We start from the raw sequence: 24,972 nt of genomic DNA, 5'->3' as shown, positions 1-24,972 counted from the left end.
GTTAACTAAAAAAGCAAATTCCACATTGGGTTTACATGTGGAATTTACTTTTTCATTCAATCTTTTTGTATTTTTGTGCTAAGCATCTAACAGATTACGATATTTGATATCTTGTTTATGCTATTTACCGCATCGGATATTCTGTCTGATCTATCCATTTACAGTCCAAGTATCGTTTCTACAGTCTTTTGCATATCTTCAGTCTCGCATACGGTATCATGCAGAACCGGCGCAGAACGAATCTCTTCTACAGCCTGCGGTATCGACACTCCTGACACTTTGCTGAGCTCATCGATCAGCGCAAAATCATCCATGCCCTCATACTTCGCATCAATTGCTGTCATAACACTTGTTGCAAACTTATATGGACTTGCTGTCGATGCGATTACTGTCTTGGTCTCATCTCCGGTGCGGTCCTTGTATTCTTTATATACAGCGGATGCAACCGCGGTATGTGTATCCATAACATATCCTGTCGCATCATACACACGCTTGATCTCTGCTGCTGTCTTCTCCTCAGAAGACCATCCGCCAACAAAATCAGCAAGCTGTGCTTTCATTTCTTCCGTCAACGTATACTTACCATCAGCAGAAAGCGCATCCATCATTTCTTTCGTCTTTGCAGCGTCTTCTCCGGCAATGCGATAGATCAAACGCTCTAAGTTGCTGGAGATCAAAATGTCCATAGATGGCGAACTTGTCAATACAAACTCACGATTTCTATCGTAAACACCGGTATCAAAGAAATCGTACAATACTTTGTTCTCGTTGGATGCACAGATTAACTTTCCTACCGGGATTCCCATGTTCTTTGCATAAAATGCAGCCAAAATATTTCCGAAGTTACCGGTTGGAACCACAAAATTCACCGGCTCACCCTCAGCTACTGTTCCCGCACCAAGCAATCTTGTATATGCATATACGTAATATACTACCTGTGGCACCAAACGACCAATATTGATGGAATTAGCAGAGGAAAACTGATATCCCTTAGCATCCATTGCTGCCGCAAGTTCTTTGTTATTAAACATTGCCTTAACACCGCTTTGCGCATCATCAAAGTTACCGGTAATGCCAACTACTTTCGTATTAGCACCCTTCTGTGTCACCATCTGGCGTTCCTGGATCTTGCTGACACCGTTCTTTGGATAAAATACAATGATGCTTGTTCCCTCTACGTCTGCAAAACCTGCCAGTGCTGCTTTACCGGTATCTCCGGAAGTTGCCGTTAAAATAACGATCTCATTGGTAATATGATTCTTCTTAGCAGAAGTCGTCAACAAATGTGGCAGAATTGACAACGCCATATCCTTAAAAGCAATTGTTGCTCCATGGAACAACTCTAAATAGTATGCACCTGCTTTTTCTACCAATGGTGCGATCTCCTTGGTATCAAATTTATCATCATAGGCACGGTTAATACAGGACTTAAGCTCGTCCTCTGTAAAATCCGTCAAAAACAACTTCATAACCTCATAGGCAGTCTCCTGATAACTCATCTTTGCAATCTGGTCCAAAGATACATCAAGCTGTGGGATCTGATCCGGCACAAATAATCCGCCGTCATCTGCAAGTCCCTTCAAGATTGCCTGAGATGCTGTTACCTTAGTCGCCGCACTTCTCGTGCTCTGATATGTTACGTTCATGTCGTCCTCCATTCCTTTTCATCCTGTTCGTTTCTGTTGATCAATGTCTTGACCATTATATTCCACATATTGCAAAATATTACACCAAAACAAAACTATCATACTTGTTTTTGATGTATTTTTCAACCCCTGTTTGACAGGGCGGCAACATCTGTCCTGTTGCAATAGATCACTGCATCCAATGCATGATCGTTTTACCCATGCTCTTATGAATATCCATCTCAAAAGCACGAACCATATCTGCCATGCTGCGCACTTCTATTCTTGCACCCACGATAGCATCCAGATAATTTACGATCTCCGGATGACTTTGATACAATTCCACCGTCTTTACAAAATCACTGCGGCCACTTCTGCTGCTTCCATACAATCGAAGTCCTTTTTCTAAAACCATCCGGGTATTGATAGGTACAGGATACTCCGATACGCCAAGCAGACCGATCGTGCCCTCCGGTTGAATATGATCTATGATCTGATCGATCGCACTCTGCGATGCCGCACCACCAACACACTCAAACGCATGATCTACAAGCAGCCCCTCCGGAATATCTGTTACGCGATACGTTGCATCTGCAAAGGCAAAGTTAGCCAATTTTTCATTATCCACTCCAAAAACAGCAAGCTTCGTATCCGGAAACATAGCTTTACAAAAAATCGCTGTGATATAGCCTAAATTGCCATCCCCCCAGATACCGATCATATTACGACGTGCATGTGCGATCCGATCAAATCGCTGCAGTGCATGAACGCTGACGGATACTAACTCCGTAAACGCTGCCACGACCGGGTCGATCCCCTCCGGAAGCACAACTAGTCTGTCCGGCTGTAAGCTGACATACTCCTGCATAAATCCGTCAAACCCACTTGCGCGGAATTTACTGGACCGCAAATAATTTTCGGCAATGATATCATCGTGTTCCGTCGGTGTATTCGGGATCATGATCACCGTCTGTCCGTAGGAAAACTGCCCGGTCGGATCGTGAACTACTTTGCCGATCCCCTCATGGATCAATGCCATCGGAAGCTTTTGTTTGAGAACTTCTGCCGGTCTGCTTCCCTGATAATATCTCTGATCGGCATGACAAATGGATAAATGTGTCGGACGCACGATCACTTCCTGTCCAAATAATGGCACTTCACCAAACTCTACTTCAAATCGTCTCGGTGCTACGAGACGGTATACCGCATTTAACATTACTTATCCATCTCCCCATTTCTGATCAATGATTCTGCCACACGCAGATCATATGGGTAGGTAATCTTAATATTGAACACCTCACCCTGTACCAAATGCACCTTTTCTCCCTTCATGACAAATATCTTAGAAGCATCCGTAAGGATTCCCTTCTCCTCATCACTTAGCGAATAATACAGGTCTTTTAATTTCTTGGCACGAAACGTCTGCGGCGTCTGTCCCTGATACATCTTAGATCTGTCCGGTACATCACTGATAATCTCTCCATTTTCGCTGGCCACGATCGTATCCGTTGCCGGTATCACGGTATCCACTGCATCATACTTCTGTCCATATTCAATATTTTCTTCGATGATGCGATGTGTTAAAAACGGGCGCACAGAATCATGTGTGACAAGCAGTGTGTCGTCATCCAAACCATAGCCTTCCTCGATATAACGAATAGAATTCATGATTGTTTCATTGCGTGTCTCTCCGCCTTCCAATACAACGACCCGGTCAGTATCCCCCATATACTGGCGAACAAGATTTCTCGTATGTTCTACCCACTGCTTCGGACACAAAACGATCAATTTCTCAAAGGCATCATGCACATAAAACTTCTCGATCGTATGAATAATGATCGGTTTATCTCCAATTTTGATATACTGCTTTGGCTTCTCTGCATTTCCCATGCGACTGCCTATTCCTCCGGCTAATATCACTCCAAATACCATCTTAACTCTTCATTCCTTTCTACTAAATATGTCTGAGCAGTGCCCCTGCTTTCCCCCATTTACAACCTTCCACACACTGAAAATCACGGTATCCACAACGGGCACAAGGCTTATCATCTTCTAACAGATCCTCCAAACGTCTCCGATTGGCAGAAGACAGGTTCTGCTTATTTTTCGCGAAACGTGCCACCAGCTCTTCCGTCAACCGCATGATCTCCAGCTGTGCTCTCCCACACATGCGTTCTTTACATTTCAAGGCAAAATCCTCAAACAGTCCCTGCTCTGTTACGGAAACTAACATTCCCTGCGGGAACTGCTCTGCGACTCCGGCAATATCCTGCAGCCATTCCTCTTGAAGTGACTGTTCCTGCAGTAATTCCGGTACATAATAACCATATTCCCCAGGCTTATCTCCCACAAAGTTGATCTTTACACGGAGCGTACGATGTCTCTGCTCCTGTGCAACCTGTGCAAAAGAAGCCAAAAATTTTGCCGTATACACATCTCCAAAGTACTCGACATTATCATCGTCCAGCTGTCCGGTCGCCTGCACGGGCATGAAACGAAAGTATTCATTTTTATTATCATGAAAAATCCGCTTACCACCGATCACGACATCAAGGGACTTTACCAACCCGGAGAGTTCTTCTGCCAGCCTCTTCGAGAATGCATCTGCCTGTCCATTTAACTGATCACGCATCTGCTCCGCCCAGTCCATCACATAAAAGATATTGCGAAACGGCAGAGAATACACCATCGAAGTCGGGCAAAAGACCGACAACATGTATCTGGCATTCTCATAAGCAAGTTTGTCCGCCTCGCGCTCGCTAAACTTCTCCGGATACAAAGCTTCGATCTGTTGTTTCAAAATATCATGCCACTTTTCATAAAGTATGGCCTCTTTTTCACTTTGCGGCTTCATCTTTGTATATCTGGCACTCTTTTCGGATGTATTTGATACTCCGATAGAGTTAAGCAGCATTGCAATAATCTTCGGGCACTGTATTTCCATTGTTACCATACTATGCTGAAACACAGAATGATGACCGTTTTGTGCCGTATTTTCTGCACGTCTGAGCGCCTTTTGCGGTTCTTGCGTACGTATTGTCTCGTAGCCGTCTGCAGCATAGCAGGTACCTGCATACTTTCCACTCAGAAATGTCAGCTCATCCGTCAACTGCGCACCGGACTCACCGTCAATCTCCTTCGAAACACCAATTGTATTTATTGTAACCATATTTTTTATCCTTTCCGATCTTCTTTTATATGCACAAAATTGTGTATATATCGTCGAGTACATATATAGTCAAGTATATATAATGATAACACAAAGCAAATTGCGGTGCAATAATGCCTCGCTTTCTTACCGCAACAGACATCACTGTACCGCAATCATATAGGATCACTATCATTGACCCTTTCGTTATTTTATTCTTCATCCTCCGACGTTTCCGGCTTTTTGGTTGTCTCCGGTTGTTTCGTTGTCGTCGGTTTCTTCGCCAGCTTTGGCTTCTTTTTTGCCTTTGGTTTCTTCGCCAGCTTTGGCTTCTTTTTTGCCTTTGGTTTCTTCGCCAGCTTTGGTTTCTTTTTTGCCTTTGGTTTCTTCGCCAGCTTTGGCTTCTTCGTTGCTGTCGGCTTTTTCGTTACTGTCGGCTTTTTCGTTACTGACGGTTTAGAAGATGAATCTGTCGTTGTCTTCGAGGAACTTCCGGATCGATGATAACAGATAACCGGAGTTCCCTGCTCGACCAAGCTGTAAATCTTCTTGGCTGATGATGGCGGAAGATTTACGCATCCATGAGAACCGCCGGTACGGTATAAAGTGCCACCAAAACGACTTCTCCAATACGCATCATGAAAACCAATGCCTCCATTAAACGGCATCCAATAACTTACCGGTGTCTCATAATTTTCTCCACGCAATGTAGCATTGCGCTGCTTGTAAGTAATTCCATATGTACCTGCCGGCGTTGCATGTCCCTGCGATTCATTTCCCGTTACACACGCAGTATCAAATACAACTTTTCCATCTTTGACCACAAACACGTGCTGACCACTCAGATCCACTTCTGCATAGGTATCACCGTAGTCTTTGTCACCGTAGCTGACCGCTGTTTGACGATATTCCGGTGTACGCTCTTTGACAGCACCTTTTTGGATCAATTTAACCAGTTTATCTGTTTCCTTGACTGTATTCATCCACCAGCCATAATCTCCACCGTATACAGTAACTGTATCACCGTACGCAGTCTTAAACTTACGATTGGTAAATACGGTATCATATTTACGATGAAGTTTCTGTACAAACTCCTCCACCTTATTTCGACGAATCTTTACTGTGTTGTCCTTTTTGATCTTGATCCACTTATTGATACGCGTACCATCTAATACAACAGTATCATCACCAAATTTATATGTAATCTCTGTACTAACATAACGATTTAATGTTTCTACAGCATCTTTTAAGACATCACTTTCGCTGGTGAACTCCGGCTTTTTATATGCTTTTTCCTTGCTTAGATCAACAGATTCCTTCAATGATGCAACTGCCTTTTCAATCGCCTCGCAGGTTGCCTGCTCATCTAAAATATCTCCCTGCTGCTCCGAAACGATCTCATAACCTTTTCCCTCTGTATACTCGGCAATCGAAGCGCTCACCGCTTCCGTACCGTCTGTGGCAGATGCCCCCTTTAAGGTCGACACTTCCTTCGCAAGAAGATCCTTATCATATGACAGTGTATGACTGATCTCATAATCTTTCTTGTCTCCGGCAAAAAACTTTATGAATCCCTGGTCTTTCAATATATCATATAATGGCTGCGCATCGCCGACTGCCAATCCGATGTCTCTTCCTTTGATCGTTTCCTCAAAAAAACTTTCATCTCTGGATTTCTCATCAATCTTGCGTTCTTTGACATTAATGGAATATTCTCCGATCCGCTTCTGAAGCTGTTTCACACTCATACCGGAAACGTCAATCCCATTGACCTTTGTTCCTCTGGCAAAGTGTCCACTCGAATATACTGCGATCACGATCGCTGTTATAATAAGTACGCCTGCTGCTATTGCCACCGGAATGATCCACTTATGCTCTTTGAAATAATCTTTTACTTTCATACTTTCTTCTACTCTCTTCTTTCTTCTGTCATAATATATTTGCTGTATAAGTATATACCGCAAAACCTTTTCTGTAAAGGATAGAATTATCGATTGTCAATTTTTTCCGGGTACATATCGTGCCACAACATTCTTTTTTCTGCCATTTGTTCCCATTTGGTATCAGGGCGTCCATAATTGCAATATGGATCGATAGAAATTCCTCCACGTGGTGTAAACTTGCCCCATACTTCAATATACTTCGGATCCATTAATTTAATGAGATCTTTCATGATAACATTGACGCAGTCTTCATGGAAGTCACCATGATTGCGAAAACTAAACAAATATAATTTTAAGGATTTGCTCTCTACCATTCGTTCTCCCGGTACGTACGATATCGTGATCGATGCAAAATCCGGCTGCCCTGTGATCGGACATAAACTGGTAAATTCCGGACAATTAAATTTGACAAAATAATCATTATCCGGATGCTTATTCACAAATGTTTCTAAAACTTCCGGTGCATAATCCTGTGGATATTTCGTCCCCTGGTTTCCTAATAATGTAATACTCTTTTCCTGTTCTCTCATTGCATTTCCTCCCTCTGTTGCAGCATCCTTATGCCACCTTACCGATCAATACCGTGATCTAAGCTCTCCTGCCTCTCCTTTAGTGCAGTGCCGGATCCAAAACGCCATTGGCGCGAAAGGCCTCTGCGCGGTCACGACACGTGCCACACACACCACAAGGCTTGTCACCACCCTCATAACAACTCCACGTAAGTTCATAAGGCACCTTCAAACGAAGTCCCTCTCCGACCACTTTAGCCTTAGTCCAATTGACAAACGGAGCCTCGATACGTACCTGATTGCCACTTCCCAAATAAATTGCCTGTCCCATTGCATCGTTAAAGGCACTGCTGCAATCCGGATAAGCGTTACCTGCCGCATCATCTGCATGCGCTCCATAATAGATCACTTCACAGTTTTTCGACAGAGCAATGCTCGCTGCACTCGCCAAAAACAAACCATTACGGAAAGGGACATAAGTAGATACCGGCTTGCCGGAAGTTTCCTTTAATTGCTCCGCATAGCTTTCTTTGGGAACTTCTGCATCAGACTGTTCTAATAAAGAACAATCACTGTACGTAAAGATCTTTTGCAGATCTAAAGACAGAAGTTCTATTCCATAATATGCAGCAATGCTGCGTGCTGCTTCCACTTCTTTTTTATGTTTCTGTCCATAAGAGATCGACAATGCGATCACGTTTTCTTTACCATATTTTTCGATTGCAAGCCCCAGACAGGTTGTACTGTCTACGCCGCCGCTAAATAAAACCATTGCTTTGCTCATAACACTCTTTCCTTCCTATCATGTCAAGCCTAAAGTTTTTATTATAGGCCTTTTATTGATTTTCTACTGCTTTCTCTATGACAAAAGTCTCATCTGTAAGCTCTGATCTTCCTGAAACTGTCCACGCAGTGTAAAGGTCTTCGTCGTCGCTGCATTCTTTTTGATTCCCCTGGCTGTCATGCAGCTATGTGTACCCTCGATCACAACCGCCACATCTTCACTTTCCAAGATCTCCTGCATAATATCTGCAATATCCGTACCAATACGTTCCTGCAGCTGAAGGCGTTTTGCCACCATATCCGCAATACGTGCGATCTTGCTAAGTCCGATCACCTTTTCCTTTGGAATATACGCAACGGTCACTTTCATATCGTACATTAGAGCAAGATGGTGTTCACAATAACTAAAAATATCAATATCCCGAACGATCACCATATCTCTGGAAGCCGATCCAAATTCCATACGATCGGTAAATGTTTTATTAAACATTTGCGCAATCTCATGATTTGTATAGTTCATTCCCTCAAACACTTCTTCATACATGCGGGCCACACGATCCGGTGTTTCTTTTAATCCTTCACGATCCGGATCATCTCCCAATGCTTCCAATATACCTCGAACATGCACCTTAATCGCTTCTGTATCTATTGCCATAATGCCATCTTCCTTTCTTAAACTCCACGTTTATCCGGATCCCAGATAAACTTGTGCAACTGCAATTGAATCCGTACTCCATTCCATCGTTTTTCACGAAGAAAATCAACCATTTCAGCCGGTTCGATCCTGCCAAATACCGGACTTAATATTACCATGCAGCGCTGCTCCAGATGATACTCTCTCGTCACCTCATAGGCCCTTTCCAGATCACTCCGTCCGGACACAACAAACTTCACCGTATCCTGCTTTACAACCTCTGCAAAATTATCCATACACATCTTTGTTTCCATGCCGCTTCCCGCCAATTTGTAGTCTATCGTAAATGACGGTGGCCGCTTCATTTGACGAAACGCTGTTAATGAAACACTGCCATTTGTCTCGATCTCCACCTCTAAACTCTCTTCTCGAGACAGCCTTTCTAACAATACATCAATATTTTTTGCAATCATCGGTTCACCACCGGTAAGTGTCACCCGACTGATCCCTGATTGCAGCAGACGCTCACAGATTTCCTCTTCCGTCATCACCGTACACGGCGCATCTGCTTCATAGGCCCAAGCTGTATCACAATACGTACAGCGCAAGTTACATCCCTTTAGCCGCACAAAATTAGATAACTCTCCGGCGAATCGACCTTCCCCATTAATGCTTTCAAAGATTTCTACCACTTCAAAATCTGCCATACTACCTCTTACATTCCTTTCCCGACCTGCAGGCTGTCATGCACAACTTCTGCACGAGGTCACCTCTCACATCACTTTAGACAAAGCGATCCGCACTGTCACCTCTCGCATCGCTTCAGACAAAGCAGGCCGCACTGTCACCTCTCGCATCGCTTCAGACAAAGCAAGCTGCACTGCCACCTCTCACATCACTTTAGGCAAAGTAAACTGCACTGTTATTCGGTGTCTCATATACTTCTACTTTCGCCACCGGATAACCTTTCAATGTAAACAATTCATAAAAATATCTGGCAAAATTTTCAGCGGTTGGACGAAACGGCATCTCAACCACCTGAAATTGTTCTTCCTGCATTGCTTTCATCGTACTCTCACGCAAAGATCCCTGTTCAATGATCAGCACATGATCCAACGCATCCAATTCCGTCCGCAAATCTTTTTTTAACTCTGCAAAATCAACACACATACCTTTTTGCTGCCGGTCTTCTCTTAGCGTCTCTGACTGCACCGTCAGCAGTACTCTCCAACGATGCCCATGCAAATTACCGCATTTCCCATTATATCCGGCAAGAAAATGTGCCGAATCAAAACTATGTTCTGTTGTCAATTGATACATGCATTCCCTCCAGTTTCCTATAAAGCAAAACAAAAAGGCAGACCTACGGTCTGCCCAAAAACAATCTCTGTTCCATGCAGTCCGAGTTTTATTTATAGACAGGATGGTACAAATGAACTGTCTGTATGAACCCATGCATAAATAACATTTATCCACGGCAATAAATTATATTATCCTATTTTTCATTTATCGTCAAGTACGTTTGTGCTTCGAATTATTCTTCGGATCGGTAACACAAAAGAAGGCGAAACAGATAATTCGTCAACACCCATTTTAAGAAATGTTTCCGTCAATGATGTATCCGCTCCCAGCTCTCCACAAATTCCAACCCAACAACCACCTTTATGTCCATTCGTAATTGTTGTCTGAATCATTTTAAGTATTGCCGGATGATGGGGATCATAGAACGAATCTAATTTCATATTCTGACGATCAATCGCCAGAGTATACTGTGTCAAATCATTCGTACCGATACTGAAAAAATCAACATGTTGAGCTAATTCTTCGCTCATCATCACTGCTGCCGGCGTTTCAATCATGATACCCTGTTCAAAATTGCCATACGAGATACCCTGTTCATCCAACTCACTCTTGACAGAATCTACAATTTCTCGGATACGACACACTTCCTCCACAGAAATGATCATCGGGTACATTATCGCAATCTCTCCATATGCACTTGCCCGTATCAAAGCACGAAGCTGTGTTCGAAAGATTTCCGGACGTTCCAGACAAATGCGGATAGCACGAAATCCCATTGCCGGATTATCTTCCTTATCCAGCTTAAAATAATCAACCTGCTTATCTGCACCAATATCTAACGTACGAACAACGACTTTCTTACCGGCCATCATTTCAGCAACTCGTTTATATGCCAAAAACTGAGTTTCTTCATCCGGATAATCCTCTGCCTCCAGATATAAGAATTCACTGCGGAACAACCCAATACCTGCTGCATCATTTGCAAGCACATTTGCAACATCTCCAACCCCGGCAATATTAGCATAGAGCTTAATCCTTTTGCCATCTAAGGTAATATCTTCTTGTCCTTTGAGTTCAGACAAAAGAGCTCTGGCCTCTTGCTCTTCCTGCTGCTGTCTGCGATAGAATGCCAATGTTTCCTCATCAGGTTCGATGATCAACTGACCTTCTTTGCCATCTACAATCGCTAACTTGCCATTCCACTCCGGTTGTATATCAACATCAATCAATGCCGGAATATTCATTGTTCGAGCCAAAATCGCCGTATGTGAGTTGGCAGATCCATATTTTGTAACAAAAGCTAACAGTTTTTCCTTGTCCATTTGAACCGTTTCGCTCGGTGCCAGATCATCAGCAACAACTATAACCGGATCATCACCCAGCGTACCCTTATCATCCTGCTCATTCAATACGCTGATCAAACGCTCGGTAATATCCTTAACGTCAGCCGCTCTTGCCTTAAAATATTCATCATCCATTTGTGAAAACATTTCTGCAAAATTATCACCGGTTACAGCCACCGCATACTCCGCATTAACCTCTTGTGTTTCGATCATATTGACAATAGAGGACACATAATCATCATCTTCCAGCATCATCATATGCACCTCGAACACAGCAGCATTTGCCTCGCCGACTTCCTGCAACGCTTTATCATACAACTGCTTCAATTGTTCGGATGCTTTTTGACTTGCCATCTGATACCGCTCTTTTTCCTTGGCAACATCCTCCACTCTTTGGCGTTTCACCTGCTGCTTTTCCTTTTGATAGAATAAAATATCACCAATCGCAATCCCCTTAAAGATCGATTTTCCATTATATTTTTTCATAACAGCCTCCATTCTATCGTAACATACCTACAGTGTCTCTTCAAAAAACTTCTGCATCCCCTGAAATGCTGCCTCCTCATCGCCGCCTTCAATCTCTACAACAACTTCATCGCCACACTTTACACCAAGCGCCATGATTGCCATCAATTTACCGGCTTCTACTTTTTTCCCTGCCTTATTAATGGTAATCTTCGCATCGTATTTTTTAACTTCTTTTACAAGCATTCCTGCCGGTCTTGCATGAATTCCTACTGCATCTGTAATAACATAACTAAATGACTTCATCTTTCCTCTCCATTTCTACACACAATCACATTTTTAACAAAATATGTGTCATGTGTCCAAGCATAAACCTATAATAACAACTTCCATTTTTTTAAGAAAATAATACTCCTGTTTTCTGCGATCAAATTTTTACTTCATACTACACATCCAACTCACCACTAGTCACACGACATATATGCATCGCTAAATATCCGATTTCTGCATCTTCAAATGTACAGTTGACCATTTTAGCAATCTCATCACAAATAGTCTTTGCCATATTAAACTCACTCGGATATTTCACACTCATATAGTCGTTCAGACTCATCTTGAGCTTCTCTCCCTTGATCGCACGAACAATCATATACCGCACATGATTCATCAATCGATTATAGGACAATGACAGAACGTCAATTTTTTTATCCATGGCTTCTTCCACAATTTGGACGCAGGCACGCACTGCACGTGCAATCTGTATCGCATCTGACACGTTTTCATTGTCGATAGCTGAATGCACATGCAATGCAATATATCCCACTTCATCATCACCAATTGAAATACGGTATTTCTTTTGTAATATCGGAATAATACAAGCAGCAACTTTATACTCCATATGAAACAGTAAACGAATATCCTCTGTGAGCGGATTACTGATCTGCTCCTTCTTTTTGATTCGTTCTACAGCATAATAAATATGATCTGCTAACAGAAAAAGAATGCTTCGATCAATCGTTCCAAACACACTTTCAGCCTGATCAAGTACCTGATTGGCAATTTCCAAAATCTCCGGATCTATCGATTTAATGATAGTATCAGCACCACCACGATCTTTATATTCCTGTAAATAATACACGCTGGCTCCCATTGCGGAATCGATCGTTTCGCTAATCTTTTTGCCAAATCCAATTCCTTTGCCAAGCAGTAAACATTGTGCATTGTTGCCCTGTTCCACCGCAAGTACAGCGTTATGATTTAACACCTTTGTCACTCTATACATAATTATTCCTCATAAAAATCAACAGCGAATAACTCCTCTCCTGATTTTATTTCTCCCTCCCTTAATAAACGTACCTTTTGGTTATCCTCTAGTTCCGTACACAGTACCGGAGATACGATTGACGGTGCGTGCTCTTGCAGATAATCAATATCCAGTTTCATCAATGGATCACCCTTCTTTACCTGCTGACCATTCTCGACAAACACTTCAAATCCTTTACCATCCAATTTTACTGTGTCTATACCAACGTGTATCAATAAGCTCAAACCGGAATCTGTCGTAAATCCAATCGCATGCTTGGTATCAAACACAAACGCAACCTCTCCATCTTCCGGTGCCTTAACGATCGCATCCGTTGGGGTTACAACCGCACCATCACCCATCATCCGATCCGCAAAGGCTTCATCCGGTGCCGTAGACAGATCTGCTGCAACACCTGTGATCGGACTGGATACAATAACGGTTTTTACTACACTTCCTTTAATTTCCTGACTCTGCGTGGCATCATCTGGCTCTGAACAACTCTCATTATCATTAGTATATATAATATCCGGTGCTGTTTCAAGATACTCTTCCAAATTAGACTTGATCACGGTAACATTTGGTCCGTATATGATCTGGACTCCATTTCCTTTATGGATCACTCCACTGGCTCCTGTCGATTTAAGCAGAACATCATCAACCAAATCTGCACTTGCAACAGTACAGCGAAGGCGGGTCGCACAGCAGTCAACACTATCAATGTTGTTCTTACCGCCAAGACCTCTCGTGATCATTTCACTAAGTGTATCCTCCGATGATATATTTCCGTCATCCCCCTTTGCGGAACGTTTAGCATTAACATCTGCCTTCGTATATAATTTCACTTCCTGTGTATCATCCTCTCGACCAGGTGTTTTTAAATTCAATTTTTTGATCAAGAAAGAAAAAATCACATAATAAAGAATAAAATAAATGATTCCTACCGGAATGATACGAAGCCAGCTTGTCTTATCATTTCCCTGTAAAATACCAAACAGGAACAGATCCAAAAATCCGCCCGAGAAAGTAAGACCCACGGCGATATTTAATATATGAGCGATCATATATGCAGCACCGGCCAATACAACTTGCGCTGCAAACAAAATCGGTGCAACAAACAAAAAAGAAAATTCGATCGGTTCAGTAATACCGGTCAACATAGATGTGAGGGCCGCTGAAAATAGTAAGCCTCCCACCTGCTTCTTTTTCTCCGGTTTCGCCGTGCGATACATTGCAAGAGCTGCGCCTGGCAGACCAAAGATCATGAAAATAAATTCACCCGAAAAATATCTTGTTGCATCTGCACTAAAGTGTGAAATATGTGCAGAATCTGCAAGCTGAGCGAAGAAAATATTTTGTCCACCCTGAATCATGTGTCCGGCCACATCAGCGGTTCCGCCAACAGCAGTCTGCCAAAATGGCATATAAAACACATGATGCAATCCAAATGGTATCAATGCCCTTTTGACAACGCCAAAGATCAGCGTTCCCATATACCCGCTTCCTGTCACCAATCCACCAAGTGCATAAATTCCATTTTGCACAACCGGCCATATATAATACAAAATAATACCAACAAACATATACGTTATAGTGGAAATGATCGGAACAAATCTTGATCCCGCAAAGAATGATAACGCATTCGGCAATATGATCTTATGAAAGCGATTGTGTAATGCAGCTACACCAAGACCAACGATAATACCACCAAATACACCCATCTGCAATGTATTAATTCCACAGACAGAGGCTATGGTTCCCTCTAACACATTTTTCGCAATGGACCCATCTTCCAGGATCTTGCCATTAATATTCAGCATAGCATTGATCGAGATATTCATAACGAAAAATGCGATCACCGCAGATAACGCTGCCACTTCTTTTTCTTTTTTTGCCATTCCGATTGCGACACCCACAGCAAATAACAATGGCAGGTTATCAAACACGGCACTTCCGACCTTGTTCATAATTACAAGCAGCGCATGCAATATTGTTCCATCCCCCAAAATTCCACCTAAATGATACGTTGCAATCGTTGTCTCGTTCGTAAACGAACTACCCAGTCCAAGAAGCAGACCGGCAACCGGTAAGATCGCGATTGGGAGCATAAAACTTCTTCCAATTCGCTGCAGCACTTCAAAAATTTTGTCTTTCATCTTTCATCCATCCTTTCTTCCTGTATTTATGTAGTTTGGCATATCTCTCTCGCATAACAGCAAGTACACACTCACCGATAGTATCCGCGGCTAACTATATAATATGCAAAAGAAAAAGGCATCAACTAACATAAATTACCTGTGATTTATGTATAGTTAATGCCTCAATTTCATTCAAATCAAGTAACACACTATTTATATAATATATATACCATGATTTTTTCAATTCGTCAATACTATAATCCACATTTTGGCTATGTATTGTTCAACCTTCACTTTAAGAATTGTATTTACAAACTTTCTACCCTTTCACACTACCAAGTGCCACACCCTGTACGATATGTTTAGAAAGGAGCAGATATACAACGATTACCGGGAAAATCGAGAAGGCAATCATCATATACACCTGACCCATATCCTTCTTCAGGAAATCCGCACTACGTAACTGTGCGATCAAGATAGGCAATGTCTTCTTCTTATTTTCTGTCAAGAGCAATGATGGAATGAAGTAATTGTTCCAGCTCTGAACAAATGCGAAGATTGCCTGAACCGCGATCGCAGGTTTCATAATCGGAAGAATCATCATATTGAATGTCTTAAACTCGCCCGCACCATCGATTCGAGACGCTTCTACGATCTCCAACGGAAGGGAAGAATCCATGTACTGTTTCATATAGAAGAATACTACCGGTGCTGCTATGGCTGGAACAATCAATGGAATAAAGGAATCCATCAGATTCCAATCCATCATTAAGCGGTAAAAACCAAGTGCAGTTACCTGTGTAGGAATCATCATGATCATCAAGATGAATGTAAACATAACATTCTTCAACTTGAAATGGTATACATGAATTGCATATGCCGTCATACAAGAAAAGTATGTTGTCAGAACGGCACTGAAAGCAGCGACAATAACACTGTTAAACAAGCCATTCCAAACCGGCTGTGAACTGTGCATCAAATGTACCCAGTTGTTCATAAACTCTCCACTCGGTAAAGCAGAGAATCCTAACTGAATCTGCGCATGTGATCTTGTTGCGTTAACAAACAATACATAAAACCAAAACAGGCACAATATCGAAATGAATATCAAAACAATATATGCAAGAACCCTTCTGGCATGTATTCCTATTCCTGAACTTTTTCTTTCATCCATGAATTATGCCTCCTTTTTCTGTGCAAATGCTTTGAACACGATCAAACTCAATATACCCGTTACGATGAAGAGCAGAACGGATAACGCACCACCCATACCGTAGTTCTTACTGTATAGCTGTTTGTTCAAATACATGATCAATGTCATCGTTGTATCTGTTGGTCCACCGGTACCGTTTGTCAAGATCTGTGGTACATCGAACATCTGTAAACCACCGATCAAAGATGTGATCAAAACGTATACTAAGATTGGACGCAACAACGGCATCGTGATTCGGAAAAATACCTGTGTCGATGTCGCACCATCAACTTCGGCAGCCTCAAACAATGCCGGGTCTATACCCATCATACCTGCCATTAACAGAATCGTGGTATTACCAAACCACATCAAAAAGTTCATAAATCCAACCAATCCTCTTGCACTTCCTGCATGAGAAAGGAAAGAATACTTCTCTTTGATCAGACCGGCGTGTAATAAAATTGCATTTACCGGGCCATTGTCAGAGAACAATGCGAAGAATAACATTGCAAACGCTGACGCCATGATCAAGTTTGGTAAATAAATAACGGTTTTGAAAAAACCGGATGCTTTCAATTTTAATCGTGTGTCTGAGAACCATGCACCAAGCAGAAGCGATAATAAGATCTGCGGTACAAATCCCAACACCCACATTATCATTGTGTTTTTCAAATAAATCAATAGCTTGCCGCTTTCAAAAAGCGAAGCATAGTTTTCTAAGCCAATATAATTTGGTCCCACCTGTATTAAGCCCATGCTATAATTTTCGAAAAAACTATTATAAATCGTGCTGATAAGTGGGATTAACTGGAAAATAACATATGTAAGAATGAACGGGATTAAAAAAATGTAGCCCCACTTATTATGCTTTTCCACTCTTCCTTTTTTGGGTTTACTCATAAGTGTTACCCTCCCCTTATTTTCAAAAAAAGTGCCTGCCTACAAATGTAAGCAGGCACATTCCTAAACCAGTTTACTTAACAATGTTTGTAACAATTATCCCTCGATCTCAGGATGTTTTGTCTTAACTTTATCGATGAATGTCTGCAATGCAGTATCATAATCCTTTGTATTGCCATCGAAGTAATCCTTCATTGCTGCCTGGAACTCCTCAGCACATGTCTGATCATATGAAGATATATTGCTCATGTCGATGCTGCCAACACCTGCGGAGAAGATCGGAATTGGATTCTGTCCACCGAGTGCCTTATCACCGAAGCTCTTGTCATCCTTTAAGGAATCCATCAACTTGCTGTTGTTAGCGTAGTCATTGTCTTTGCTAACAATGTCTTTCAATACGCTCTCGTCTGTTGTCATCTTCTCGATGATGTCTTTTACAAGGCTCTTGTTGTCTGTGCCATTAGCACCACAGATCCAAGTACCGCCCCAGTAGAAACTCTGAGGACCAGTTGTAAGTGCCCAGCCACCATCTTTAACTACAGAACCATCAAGTGCTACACCATTTTTGTAACCCATGGAGAAGTCGATGAACCAAGCTGGTCCAAAGTAAGCGAATACGTTACCGCTCTTCATGAAGCCTTCGCTCCAGTCAGATCCCCACAACTCATGTGTTGTAGTCTCGCCGTTGTCTACCATTTCCTTAGACATATCTACCCATGTCTTGATGTTCTCATCTACGTTGATCTTCTTATTCTCTACCCACTTAGATGTTACGTTGTTAGAGAATACACGATATGTATCGTTTACAGATGCTGTTGTAAGGTATCCAGCGTCTTTTAACTTCTTAGATGCTGCTTTGAAAGAATCCCAATCTTTGAACAGCTCCTGAATCTTCTCAGGATCATCTGTCTTGAATACTTTCTTAGCAATGTCGCGTCTGTAGATCATACCTGCCGGGCAAGCCTGCCAGGAAGCACCCTTTAACGCTCCTTTAGAATTTGTTACGATATCCTGTGTGTACTTGTACTGGTTAGCAAGTGCATCTTTGGATACGCCAAGATCATTTACAACATCCAGTGTGTAGTCTGTATCTACATACTTCAATGCGTAATCTGCCTCAACAAGGAAAAGATCGATCTTGTCATCAGCTGCTGCGGAATCCTGCTTCTTAAGAGCTTCATCCAATGCGTTCTGATATGCATTATCATCAGATGGTGTGATTGTCCACTTAACTGTAACGTCGCCAATCTTACCTTCTGTATCACTAACCTTCTCATATCCTGGATAGTGATCTGTCATACGGCTCTTGAACTCCTCGTTCCATACACGGATGTTAAGAACTTTTCCACCGTCAGAAACTGTAACTTTTTTAGCTTCTTTTGATGAATCCTTCTTAGTGTCACTGCCGCCGCAACCAGTCAGCATGGTTGCTGCCATTGCTGTACATAACAGCACGCTTAAAAGTTTCTTTCTCATAAAAAAACCTCCTCTAATAAGAAATTGTTTGCTTCTATATTTTTACTGCAATGAACTGCAGTAGAAATATCAATATGCTGTTCATAATTTTATGAACATTTTCAAGCTACGTTTACGAAATCGTTTTACTAAATCGTTTTCGTAAGATGATTATATAACAACATGAACAAATTTACAAGTATTTTTTTGAATTTTTTGTGAATTTTTGTGAAAAACATACAAAATGCACAAAAACCTGCTTATATCCGACATTTGACAAATCTCCGCAAAACACCGATTTTGCGGAGATTTTGCACCCATTTATTGTATAAAAACATTAAATTTCGAACAATCTTTTTTATTCAGATTTCATAATTCAAAAACTGTTCACATCTTACTCTCCGATCAAAACAAAAAGAGAGTACCGTCCAACAATTGTCTTTGGTACTCTCTTACATAATTCAAAATCTCTTTACTTAAAGATTCCTTATGCGCGAAGTATTGTTGATAATCCGCCAACTGACATGCTGAATACAACAGCAAGAATGGTCAGGATAAGATAAATAACACCGATCACAATTCCGATGATCGCACAGATCTTACCAGCCTTAGCGTAGCTGCTCTCAAATCCATCTAACTCTACTGCCTTACCATGAAGCACTAATGCAACAATACTGCAGATAACTCCAACAATGCCATAGCAAAAGCAAAATACGATACCACAAATACCTAATATCAGACACGCAATGGAATATCCTCTTCCCGGCGAATTATTTCCCTGATAATTATACTGTGGCTGGCCATTATATCCATTGTTCTGGTAGCTGTTATTTTGATAGCCGCCATTCTGATAGCCACCATTCTGATAGCCGCCATTCTGATAACTGCCATTATTGGCGTTCGTCCACCCCTGTGAGTCATTTCCTGCATTGCCATTTTGAAAACTCTGATTTTCGTTTTGATTGTTATCCATTGTAATCCTCCTCAACTTTGTATATGTACTACCTCTACATTGTATGACATAACGCCCTGCTAATAGAAGTCCATAAGCCTAAGCACCCTGTCTCTACATTGCATTTCAAAGCTATATTCGATAGCCCGGAACAAACAGCTTTAACAAATATTGCACGATCAGCACCACGATGGCGATATATAATGCTGCATCCCGGAATTTCATTCCATTGATCTGCCTGTCAAAACGAGCCGCCACACGCTGCACAGTCTGACTGATAAAAAACAATAGATACCATACTGCACCATATACCGCAAATGCATTGTAATATACTGCCTGCAGTACTCTTCCATGTAACAGAGACCATATTGCTCTTGTTCCACCACAGCCCGGGCAGGGGATTCCAAAATACAGCTTCATTTTGCATTGCAATAACCGGTCGTTACCGGTTACATGCGCAATATAAAATGCTGCAATATATACAAGCCCCACACCAAGAACACACCATATGCTGATCCAGTACAAAATATGCTCCGTCTGCTTACAGCCAAACGCCCGCAGCCGTTCCCATACTGATTCTAACATAGGATCTGCTCCTTTCCCTCTTTCGTGTATTTCGTCAAATCTGTCTATTTGAATGATTATACCAAAAAACAGGGCTGTTCGTCAAACATGGACGACACAGCTCCCGTTTTCTTTGGGCAATTTACTGCATAAATTATTTGGTCAGTTTCATCGATTTCTTATATCCGGTCTTGGCATTAAACAGCTTCTTGTATGCTTTCAGCTTTTTCTTGCCACAGGATATCTTCGCTTTTTTGTAAATGCCCTTGATCGCATTTTTGCCCACTTTTTTCAATGTGGTTGTCTTGATCGTTATCTTTTTGAGTGCCTTAGCCTTGGAAAATGCTTCCTTTCCGATAGACACAACATTCTTGCCAATGGTTACTTTCTTTAATTTGCTACATCCGGCAAATGCCTTTGCAGAAATATCCGTAACACGGAAGGAATATGCGACACCATTCGCTTTTACTTTTACCGTCGCCGGTATTGCCGCAGATTTGATCTTTTTATTGGCTGCCTTGCGGTAGCTGACCGTCTTCTTGGATGCATCTGTCACAACATAAGATGCTCCCTTTACCTTGAAAGAATATCCTTTACGGACAGACGGTGTTTTGATTGGCTGCGGCTTCGTTGTTGGTGTCGTTGTCGGGGCTGCAGGACTTGGTGACGGAGTGCTGATATCCGGTACCACATCCTCTGTCAGATCTTTTGGAAGTTCTTCTTCCGGCAGACCAGTTTCTGTACCTTTCTTTGGAGTCACATTAATCTCATCACTATTGTAAATGGAGCCGATCACTGCAATTGCATCCACGGCAAGACTGCCGCTTGCAACCTCGATCGTTACAGTATGTTCACCATCTTCCAGTCCACTCACCTGATATGCAGTACACATATTATCTGCGTTCCACAATGCGTCACCTTTCTTGTAGGACTGTCCATCTACCGTCACATTCACGGTTCCTCCTGTGGATTTATTGTATCCTAACACTTCCAAACCGGTTCCGTTAAAGGTATACGTAATGGATGCGCCTGTGCCCGTACTATTGGAAACACTTCTCTGATATACAAACATTCCCTGATTTGCACAAGTACGAGACCACTTGTTGTTATATACCAATTTTGCATTTTTCTGTGGTGTCAGATCATAGGTTTCCATATTGTCAATATATTCTCTGTAATATGGCGCATATCCTTTGATCTTCGTTACTGCCAGATTGTCAAATCTTGTATAGGAATTACCGCAGCCGATCGCAACACGTCCTGAAGTGATCGGATTGCTGTCCTCATATGTTGCGACTAAAGTATCGTTGATATATGCTTTGATCACATTACCCTCGCCACGGAGTTTGGGCTGGAACCAAGTCCCCGGTGTTACCTGACTTGCATCTACCGAACCGGACGCAAGCTCTGTACCCTTAGAAGATGTAGAACCCATTTTCGCACGATACAGTATCCAGCTTCCATCATCATTGACTTTCAAAGAATATCCTGCATTGTTCGAAAGATTGTGTGTTCTTCCGGTCTGTCTGATACCAATCTGCGCATACTGCTTATCTGCTGCACGCTCAAATAATACATCAATAGCTGCCGTATAGTTCGTCCAGCGGTAGTCTCCCACTAACGTGACAGGATCTCCGCTATTCCAAGCACTTCCGACACCTGTTGACTTCTTATCCAACTGCTGGCGAAGCACATGATTGCCGGATCCACTCTTATAGACCTCAAAAGCACCATTCAACGTATGAGTATAGCGTGCCATCGCACCTTTTTCTCCACCACGTGATGCAATGTAATCTTCCTTCTCTCCGGTAAAGCCGCCTTTGCCATCAAGAACAGGAACGGTCTTGCCGGTATACTCAAAATCATCCGCATACAGATAGCCATCCTCTGTGTTCTGAACGTCTCCGGTTGCATCTGTGTCAAGTACGGTACGCTCACCCTCTACCGGCATTGCCTCTGTATGCTCTTTGCTGTCTGAAACATCTAAAGAGGTAACCGTAACTGCAGAATTTGGTTTTACCGCAAAGGAATATACACCATTGCTGTCCGCAGATAATTCCTGAATACATTTCATATAATTTTCATTAAATGCACCCTCGTCTGCTGCTCTCGTCTCCCAAAGTTCTAACTTCTGATCTGCTTTCAACTTCATATTCTTCGTCTGCAGTGTATATGTCATTGGATACTCACTGTCATTAACGATCACCGTTGAGAAATTATCTTTCGTCGGTGCTGCCAGAGTCATATAGTTTTCTCCACCGCCACGACCGTCAACTGCATTGCTGGTTGTTCCTTGTACAGCAGATGCCTTGCTGGCCGATGCAACACCACGCCAAATGCCGGCAGTATTTGTTTCATTTTCCCAGCCGGTTACTGCAAACTTGCTGATATGTGCCAAAATCAACAATCCGGCATCATAATGCATCCATCCTGACCACGGATCTCTGGCGCTTACTAACTCCTTAAAGGAATACTGTGCACCCTCATAATAAGAACCGATCGCAGGCTGATAGATCACATGACCACGGCGTGACTCGACAAAGCTCTTGATCACGGTATTGCCCATTTCCAATGCACTGCCGGAGCCACCGATACCAGTACCCTCTACCGTCGGCGCTTTATCTGTCGTGGATGGACGGAACGCTGAATTTGAGAACGTTGCCTGCTCCTCGCTGTTCCATACTTCCTTGTCCACTTCCTCTGCCAGCCACTTCATCGCATTATTTTCATCATCCGCTGTCTTATAATGGTATCCGACAACATCCACTGCGTTCATAAACTCTTTGTCATCCTTTAACTTGTTGGCAACATCGCTGCTGACAACATTTGCCTCGTCGGATACAACAAGCTTAATCTTTTTGAATAAAGCAAGTGCTTTCTCATCCGCGATCGTCTTAGTGCTTTCCGCCGCGATCCACTTGGCAAATTTCTTAGTGTAAGCAACATCGCCTGCACCACCCCATTCTTCGTTCGTATTTGGATTAATATAGTCTACCATATAGCCATATTTCTCATAAGCATCCAAAATACTCTGTTTATACCAGATATACTTATCTTCATCTGTTTTCACCCAAGAAGGTGTACGCCAAGTCAGAATACTGACCTTCAAATTCGGATTGATCTTCTTAGCATCTGCTGCCAGCTGCCAGCCAGGATTACGAAGCACATTAGCTTTCTCGCCCTTTGTTCTCTTGGTTGCACTCTCTGATCCGGTCGAGTTGTTGCGGTCATTACCCATTTCCAATTTCACATGTGTAAAAATCGGATACTCGCCTCCGAATAAATACTGCATTAATTTTGCATATGCCTCCGGATTCTGTGATTTGTAATCCATCAACAGATCACTTGTAGAATTGGCACTAAGCATACCAAATCCCTTATACGTAAGTCCATTCACATTGTCTGCTTTGATATCATTGCCATCAATCACAATGCTTCCCGTTTTTGTTTCCACTGCTGCCCCTTTCCGGGAAGATGTACTTGCCCCGCTGATCCCGACATTCCCCGTCAAAACCATGGAAAGGCTGAGTAAACATACTCCCGCACGTTTCAGTAATTTTCTCACCATATTCTCCTCCTTTTTACCTACGCAAAAATTATGTTGCTGCTTGTATTATAAGTAAAGTCGCAAAGATCCGGCAATCTAAAATAATTGTTAAATCCCAGTGATATGAACATTTTGATGCATTTTCCTACCACTAAAAAAAGAGCAAAACCAGCGTTTTGCTCTGCAAGAATTGCTAAAGCAATTCTTGTTGATGTCACACTACACAACAGCATTTTCCTATCACTAAAGAAAGAGCAAAACCAGCGTTTTGCTCTGCAAGCCTCTACCACGTCAAGCTTGTACCATGTCTTTTTCTGCAATCGGTCGGCGTTATGCCTTCATACTTCTTAAATACCATGCCGAAATACGTCGGATTCTCATATCCAACCTCCGCCCCGATCTGTGCGATGCTTTTATCGGTTGCTAACAACATACTTATTGCAGCCGAAACTCGTTGTCTTGCCAGATACTCCATCGGACGCATCCGCATCTGTTCCTTAAAAACCCGACAAAAATGCTGTTTCGTCACGCCGCTCATTTCTGCCAGTTCTTCTAATGTAATATCTCTTGCATAATTTTTATGAATAAACATTAGAGCACGCTGCAACATGCTCTTGGCACTCTGACCGCCATACTTCTTATTTGCCAAAAACGCCTGTCGGACATTCATAATATATTCATACACTAACATAGAGCATCGCTCATCACCATACAGTGGATCTTTTGCCGCCTTAAGCATCTGATGAAAAATTCCGGTAATCTTTTCATTGACAACGTTTTTATCATAGGCAAAACCATCAAAACCCATGCCTTTCATTAATTCCAGCAAATGTTCCCCACGAAACACCAGCCAACAGGTCGTCCACTCATCCTCAACAAGCGGATAATACTCATGTGGGATCCCCGGTGCCATATAAAACATACTTCCCGGCTCTAACGGATACGTCGTGCCGCCAACAACAAGATTGCCACGGCCACTCTGCGTATAATGAAGCTGATGGGATACCAAACCTTCTTCTCGTATCACATGATACTCCGGTTCTGCAATACCAATGCCCGACAAATAGAAAGGCAGACACTTTTGCTTACCCAAAATCGGATAAATCCACTCCATAAGATCTACTCTCCTTCCCATTCATTCTCAACAAGGCTGTTTCTTATATCGTTTC

At 42.3% G+C, this 24,972-nt stretch carries 21 protein-coding genes; all 21 read right to left on the bottom strand.

Going from position 1 to position 24,972, the window contains the following annotated elements:
- Positions 1-158: 158 nt before the first annotated feature.
- The 21 genes from thrC to ACSAJE_RS00875 all read right to left on the bottom strand — a co-directional run bounded on the left by thrC (position 159) and on the right by ACSAJE_RS00875 (position 24,917).
- Positions 159-1,646 (bottom strand): threonine synthase, encoded by a 1,488-nt coding sequence (gene thrC, locus ACSAJE_RS00975; protein WP_458009472.1) that lies wholly within the window; start codon positions 1,644-1,646, stop codon positions 159-161.
- Between the two features lie 169 nt (positions 1,647-1,815).
- Positions 1,816-2,841 (bottom strand): ribitol-5-phosphate dehydrogenase, encoded by a 1,026-nt coding sequence (locus ACSAJE_RS00970; RefSeq protein WP_118506446.1) that lies wholly within the window; start codon positions 2,839-2,841, stop codon positions 1,816-1,818.
- A complete protein-coding gene (locus ACSAJE_RS00965) occupies positions 2,841-3,557 on the bottom strand; it encodes an IspD/TarI family cytidylyltransferase (RefSeq protein WP_444156649.1) in 717 nt (238 codons plus the stop codon). The genes ACSAJE_RS00970 and ACSAJE_RS00965 overlap by 1 nt, the downstream gene beginning before the upstream one ends.
- Positions 3,558-3,579: 22 nt before the next feature.
- Positions 3,580-4,794, bottom strand: coding sequence for an FAD-dependent thymidylate synthase (locus ACSAJE_RS00960; protein WP_458009471.1), 1,215 nt, complete (start codon positions 4,792-4,794; stop codon positions 3,580-3,582).
- A 191-nt stretch (positions 4,795-4,985) separates the two neighbouring features.
- Positions 4,986-6,674 carry a L,D-transpeptidase family protein gene (locus ACSAJE_RS00955; protein ID WP_458009470.1) on the bottom strand — a complete coding sequence of 563 codons (1,689 nt, stop codon included), beginning with the start codon at positions 6,672-6,674 and terminating at the stop codon, positions 4,986-4,988.
- An 86-nt stretch (positions 6,675-6,760) separates the two neighbouring features.
- Positions 6,761-7,246 (bottom strand): preQ(1) synthase, encoded by a 486-nt coding sequence (gene queF, locus ACSAJE_RS00950; RefSeq protein WP_458009469.1) that lies wholly within the window; start codon positions 7,244-7,246, stop codon positions 6,761-6,763.
- A 79-nt stretch (positions 7,247-7,325) separates the two neighbouring features.
- Positions 7,326-8,009: a 7-cyano-7-deazaguanine synthase QueC gene (queC, locus tag ACSAJE_RS00945; RefSeq protein ID WP_118506441.1), complete on the bottom strand. Its 684-nt coding sequence runs from the start codon at positions 8,007-8,009 to the stop codon at positions 7,326-7,328.
- Positions 8,010-8,084: 75 nt separating this feature from the next.
- Positions 8,085-8,663, bottom strand: a complete 579-nt coding sequence (folE, locus tag ACSAJE_RS00940; RefSeq protein ID WP_022024888.1) for a GTP cyclohydrolase I FolE — start codon at positions 8,661-8,663, stop codon at positions 8,085-8,087.
- 17 nt (positions 8,664-8,680) lie between these two features.
- On the bottom strand, positions 8,681-9,349 hold the full coding sequence (queE, locus tag ACSAJE_RS00935; RefSeq protein ID WP_118691420.1) for a putative 7-carboxy-7-deazaguanine synthase QueE: 669 nt from the start codon (positions 9,347-9,349) through the stop codon (positions 8,681-8,683).
- 193 nt (positions 9,350-9,542) lie between these two features.
- Positions 9,543-9,962: a 6-pyruvoyl trahydropterin synthase family protein gene (locus ACSAJE_RS00930; protein ID WP_458009468.1), complete on the bottom strand. Its 420-nt coding sequence runs from the start codon at positions 9,960-9,962 to the stop codon at positions 9,543-9,545.
- Positions 9,963-10,144: 182 nt separating this feature from the next.
- Positions 10,145-11,773, bottom strand: a complete 1,629-nt coding sequence (gene ptsP / locus ACSAJE_RS00925) for a phosphoenolpyruvate--protein phosphotransferase (protein WP_458009467.1) — start codon at positions 11,771-11,773, stop codon at positions 10,145-10,147.
- 27 nt (positions 11,774-11,800) lie between these two features.
- Positions 11,801-12,058: an HPr family phosphocarrier protein gene (locus tag ACSAJE_RS00920; protein ID WP_118691417.1), complete on the bottom strand. Its 258-nt coding sequence runs from the start codon at positions 12,056-12,058 to the stop codon at positions 11,801-11,803.
- A 139-nt stretch (positions 12,059-12,197) separates the two neighbouring features.
- On the bottom strand, positions 12,198-13,034 hold the full coding sequence (locus tag ACSAJE_RS00915; RefSeq protein ID WP_458009466.1) for a PRD domain-containing protein: 837 nt from the start codon (positions 13,032-13,034) through the stop codon (positions 12,198-12,200).
- Between the two features lie 2 nt (positions 13,035-13,036).
- A complete protein-coding gene (locus tag ACSAJE_RS00910; RefSeq protein ID WP_458009465.1) occupies positions 13,037-15,211 on the bottom strand; it encodes a glucose PTS transporter subunit IIA in 2,175 nt (724 codons plus the stop codon).
- 301 nt (positions 15,212-15,512) lie between these two features.
- Entirely contained in the window at positions 15,513-16,367 is an 855-nt protein-coding gene (locus ACSAJE_RS00905; protein ID WP_458009464.1) for a carbohydrate ABC transporter permease, read from the bottom strand.
- Between the two features lie 3 nt (positions 16,368-16,370).
- Positions 16,371-17,285 (bottom strand): carbohydrate ABC transporter permease, encoded by a 915-nt coding sequence (locus tag ACSAJE_RS00900; protein WP_118506437.1) that lies wholly within the window; start codon positions 17,283-17,285, stop codon positions 16,371-16,373.
- A 96-nt stretch (positions 17,286-17,381) separates the two neighbouring features.
- The gene (locus ACSAJE_RS00895; protein ID WP_458009463.1) at positions 17,382-18,761 is read right to left on the bottom strand and encodes a carbohydrate ABC transporter substrate-binding protein; all 1,380 of its coding nucleotides are present in this window, start codon (positions 18,759-18,761) and stop codon (positions 17,382-17,384) included.
- 466 nt (positions 18,762-19,227) lie between these two features.
- Entirely contained in the window at positions 19,228-19,713 is a 486-nt protein-coding gene (locus ACSAJE_RS00890; RefSeq protein ID WP_458009462.1) for a hypothetical protein, read from the bottom strand.
- A 111-nt stretch (positions 19,714-19,824) separates the two neighbouring features.
- Complete coding sequence (locus tag ACSAJE_RS00885; RefSeq protein WP_022024896.1) at positions 19,825-20,277, bottom strand: DUF2752 domain-containing protein; 453 nt, start codon at positions 20,275-20,277, stop codon at positions 19,825-19,827.
- 133 nt (positions 20,278-20,410) lie between these two features.
- Positions 20,411-23,824 (bottom strand): leucine-rich repeat protein, encoded by a 3,414-nt coding sequence (locus tag ACSAJE_RS00880; RefSeq protein WP_458009461.1) that lies wholly within the window; start codon positions 23,822-23,824, stop codon positions 20,411-20,413.
- A gap of 262 nt (positions 23,825-24,086) precedes the next feature.
- Positions 24,087-24,917 (bottom strand): helix-turn-helix domain-containing protein, encoded by an 831-nt coding sequence (locus tag ACSAJE_RS00875; RefSeq protein ID WP_458009460.1) that lies wholly within the window; start codon positions 24,915-24,917, stop codon positions 24,087-24,089.
- Positions 24,918-24,972: the final 55 nt, after the last annotated feature.

The organism is Jutongia sp. SJQ-6, from assembly GCF_054161275.1.
This window is presented reverse-complemented; position numbering and strand designations above follow the sequence as displayed.